We start from the raw sequence: 4,475 nt of genomic DNA, 5'->3' as shown, positions 1-4,475 counted from the left end.
AACGGGCTTATCCGTTCTCCAGCAATGTGGGTAACTGTGCTCGTATTTTTTTACATCGAAAGCCTTGTTATCTTCTTTTAATTTGATGGCAATGAGTACGTCTGTAGGCCTGAAATCAGGGTTTTTGCGCTCTTCATCGCTATAATATTCTTCTTTAACGAATTTTCCTGCAAAGTCTGTCACTTCTGGAACCATGCGCCCTTGCTTATCAACCAATGGGAATTCATTCCCTTTTTCATCGATAACCATTACAGAAGGGACATTGTTTTCGCGGCAAGCTCTAAAATCGTCGGCACCAAAAACAGATGCGGTATGAACAATACCTGTACCATCTTCGGTTGTTACAAAATCAGCAGGAATAACACGGAATGCATTTTGCTCTAAATTTTCATTCGTTACATAAGGCATCAATTGATGGTAACGAAGGCCAAGTAATTCTGAACCCTTAAATTCATTTACTATTTGCCAAGGAATTAGTTTATCACCTCCTTTATAGTCCTTAAAATCAATGCTTTGTGCTTCCTCTTTGAAATATTTTGAAACGAGATCCTTAGCAAGAATAACGCTCACTGGAAGAAAAGTATAGGGATTGAAAGTCTTAATTTTAACATAATTGATGTTTACCCCAACGGCAAGCGCACAATTTGAAGGTAAAGTCCATGGAGTGGTTGTCCATGCTAAAATGCAGGTATTTTCACCTTCATGATCAATTAATTTATCCATCAAAGGATGTTTTTGGTCATTTTTAAGATGAAATTGTGCCACAATTGAGGTATCCTTCAGCATTTTATATGTCCCAGGCTGATTTAACTCGTGAGAGCTCAGTCCGGTACCCGCTGCAGGAGAATAAGGTTGAACGGTATAACCTTTGTACAAAAGGCCTTTTTCATGAAATTGTTTTAATATCCACCAAAGGGTCTCAATATAACTATTCTCATAGGTGATGTATGGATGCTGGAGATCCACCCAATAGCCCATTTTCTCGGTCAGGTCATTCCAAACATCCGTATATTTCATTACTTCTGTACGGCAGGCTTCGTTATAAGCATCAACAGTGATGGTTTTACCGATATCTTCTTTGGTTATACCAAGCTTTTTCTCAACAGCTAGTTCGATAGGAAGACCATGTGTATCCCAACCACCTTTGCGCTCTACGCGGAAGCCTTTGAGGGTTTTATAGCGACAAAAAATGTCTTTAATTGAGCGTGCCATTACGTGGTGAATACCTGGCATACCGTTCGCGGATGGCGGTCCCTCGTAAAAAGTATAAGGTTTAGAAGCAGGACGATTAGCGATACTTTTTTCAAATACCTGGTTTTCTTTCCAGTATTCTAAAATATCTTTCCCTGTTTGTGATAAATCAAGTTGCTTATATTCTTTGTACATCAGTGTTTTAACCTTCAATTTTGAGGGCGCAATTTAAGAAATTTAAGGGTTAAAAAGGGAGTTTTTTTGATTTTATGTATTGTTGGTTTTGAGTTGTCTTTACTCGGTTATCAGTTATCGGTTATCCGTTGTCAGTTGTCAGTTGTCAGGCTGGCGACATCTGGAAGGAGTGTGGCTCTTTAGATGTGGATTCCCTGTGGATTCCCTGTGGTCGGTGTTATCACCGTACCACTTTCCCTGTGGTCGGTGTGGTCACCGTACCACTTTCCCAGAGGGCCCACCAGAGGGAAAGCCCTACATATCCCAAGTCTCACCTTTTGCCTTAGCAATCTTTTTCCTCTTACGTTTATCCAATAAAACTAGAAGCGCTGGTAGTAAGGTAAGGTTCGAAATCAGGGCAATAATCAGGGTAATTGAAAGGAGTAACCCTAAAATCATGGTGCCTCCAAAAGTGCTGGCTGTAAATATGCCAAAGCCAAAAAACAAGACCAAGGCAATATGAGTCATGCTGATGCCGGTCTCGCGAATGGTATCAGAAATGACTTTAGAAGTGCTAAAATCGGTCGTTTGTAATTCTTGCTGATAGCGAGTCAGGAAGTAAATGGTTTGATCTGAGGCCAAGCCAAAAGCAATGGTAAATATTAAAATAGTGGATGGCTTTAGTGGAATATTGAAAAATCCCATTAAACCGGCAGTAATAATTAGCGGGACAATATTCGGCAATAAGGAAATAAACATAATTTTCAAATCTTTAAACTGCCAAAGTCGAAGCATCGAGATTAAGAAAATGGCTAAAAGTATGCTTTCCACTAGATGAGTTAACATATAATCGGTTCCCTTCGAAAAAATGATGCTTGAGCCAGTCATTAGTACATCAAAACGCTCGGGATTAAGAATCGAGTCGATGCGGGGTTTTAACTCTTCCATGAGCTCATTCATGCGTTTAGAGCCCACATCAGCCATTTGGAAGCTTACACGCGCTACTTGTTTATTGCTATCAATAAAGCCTTTAAGCATATCATTATTCCCACCCGAATTAGCTAAATAGCTCAAAACGAAATTCTTTTCCATATCATTTGGGATGCGGAAAAACTGTGGATCGCCATTGTAAAATGCTTGAGATGCATATTTTAAAGCCTGATTTAAGGATACTGAACGCGAAAATTCTGGATATGCCGAAATCATTTCTTCCATTCGATCTACTTTTTTGATGGTAGAAAGATTCAAGACGCCATTTTTCTTGCGGGTATCAATCCCAATTTCTAAAGGTAAAATTCCCTCGAAGTTCTTCTCAAAAAACTGAAGATCTTTGATAATTGGCGAGTTTTGTGGTAAATCATCTACCACATAGCCATTCACATTGATTTTCAAGACTCCAATTGCCGAAATTAGGGTAATGAGTATCGTGGCAACGTAAATCAATTTACTACGGTTATGGACTAAATCATCTGTTTTAACCAATAATCGTTGTAAAAAGCCATTGTCATGCTCTTCTTGGGCTTTCAATTTCGGCGCTGGTAAATAACTGAAAATTATCGGAATCAGACAGAGACAAATAAACCAGGTAAACATCACATTCAATGCTGCTACCACCCCAAATTCAACTAAAAGTGCACTTCCCGTGAAGTATAAAACCCCAAATCCGATAGCGGCGGTAATATTTGCGATTAAAGTGGTCTCCGAGATTCGTAAAATAGTCACATTTAACGCTTTGGCTTTATCGCCATGCTTGCGAAGTTCATTATGATATTTATTGAGCAATAAAATACTGTTGGGAATTCCGATAATTACAATGAGTGGTGGAATTAATCCCGTTAAAATGGTGATTTCATAACCAAACATGACCAAAGTGGCCAGACTCCAAATTACACCCACAATCACCAGTAATATTGGGAAAAGAACTGGATAAAGTTTACGGAAAAAGATAAATAAAATGACTGCTGCTACTAAAATTGAAAGTCCGAGGAATAATACAAACTCCCTAGAAACCAGCTGACTAACAGCTGTTCGAATGAATGGGAGTCCGGAATAATGTACCTCATTTTTTGTCAGCTCACTATATGCTTTTGCTTTATCAAGAATAGATTGAATTACGGGGCCTCTTTCTTTGGTATTTAAAACCTTGAAATCGATGTTTATTGCCATTAATGTGGCATTTTTTTCTTTGTTATATAGGAGTCCTTCGTAAAAAGGAAGCTCATACATACGCTGCTTAATACTATCCATTTCGGCATCAGTTAGCACTGCTTTTCCACTTAATTGTTTCAGCACAAAACGTTGATTAGTAGTGTCTTTCTGTAAATCATAAAGATTACCGATAGAAAGTACCTGCTTTATTCCTTCTAATTTTTGAATGTCATCGGCAAGAGCTTTCCAAGCATTAAACTGCTCCTTTTTGAATAAATCAGGAGTGCTAACCCCTAAAACCATCATGTTTCCATCTTCACCAAATTGGCTCTTAAAATTGTTATAATCAATAAAAGCAGAGTCGGTAAGAGGTAAAATCTTGCTTCCTGTATAGGATAACTTGACAAAACTTGCCTTCCAGGTCATGAATACCGTGATTAGAAAGAAAGCAATAAGAATAGATATACGATTAGAAAGTATAAATTTGGAAAAGTTATTCCACATAAGGCTTGTTTTAGGATGTAAGCGTGTGTAAAGCTAACAAAACTACAAAAATTCTTAATTTGCTGTTTAATTATGTGTTTTTTAGGTTACAAATAGCTGATTTTGGCTTCGATTTTGATTTGCTATGTCAAAAAACAAAAATTCTAATAGGGCATGAAGAAGTTTTTTAAAGGATTTTATTTTGCTTTTAATGGGATTAAATATTCCTTTAAAACACAGCTGAATTTCAGAATTCATGCCTTTTTAGCGGTTTTGGCACTGATTTTAAGCTATATTCTTCAAATCGCGATAAGCGAATGGATTTGGATAATTGCTGCGATTTTACTGGTGCTTATTGTGGAGTTGATCAATACGGCAATCGAAACTTTAGTTGATTTAGTTTCACCGGAATTTAATCTCAAAGCGGGCTTAATTAAGGATATTTCGGCGGCGGCGGTATTGATGGCAGCTATTTTTGC

At 37.8% G+C, this 4,475-nt stretch carries 4 protein-coding genes; 2 read left to right on the top strand and 2 right to left on the bottom strand.

The features are described from left to right. Both ACIQ0D_RS11740 and ACIQ0D_RS11735 read right to left on the bottom strand, forming a co-directional pair. Positions 1 to 1,386 (bottom strand): class I tRNA ligase family protein (locus tag ACIQ0D_RS11740; RefSeq protein ID WP_395805836.1); only part of this gene is annotated, 1,386 nt, incomplete at its 3' end. 294 nt (positions 1,387 to 1,680) lie between these two features. After that, positions 1,681 to 3,816 carry an RND family transporter gene (locus ACIQ0D_RS11735; protein WP_395805834.1) on the bottom strand — a complete coding sequence of 712 codons (2,136 nt, stop codon included), beginning with the start codon at positions 3,814 to 3,816 and terminating at the stop codon, positions 1,681 to 1,683. A 165-nt stretch (positions 3,817 to 3,981) separates the two neighbouring features. Between ACIQ0D_RS11735 and ACIQ0D_RS11730 the strand changes: the two genes are divergently transcribed. Continuing rightward, positions 3,982 to 4,038, top strand: coding sequence for a hypothetical protein (locus ACIQ0D_RS11730; protein ID WP_395805832.1), 57 nt, complete (start codon positions 3,982 to 3,984; stop codon positions 4,036 to 4,038). A gap of 132 nt (positions 4,039 to 4,170) precedes the next feature. Beyond that, on the top strand, positions 4,171 to 4,475 hold a 305-nt coding region (locus ACIQ0D_RS11725), incomplete at its 3' end, for a diacylglycerol kinase family protein (protein ID WP_395805830.1).

Origin of the sequence: Daejeonella sp. (assembly GCF_044342615.1) — a bacterium.
Lineage (GTDB): Bacteria > Bacteroidota > Bacteroidia > Sphingobacteriales > Sphingobacteriaceae > Daejeonella.
Note: the sequence above shows the minus strand (reverse complement) of the source record. Positions and strands in the feature narration are given on the sequence as shown.

Bases quoted from the DNA above. Each gene is read 5' to 3' on its own strand.
- ACIQ0D_RS11735 (WP_395805834.1), bottom strand. From the start codon at position 3,816: ATGGTTTTAGGGGTTAGCACTCCTGATTTATTCAAAAAGGAGCAGTTT.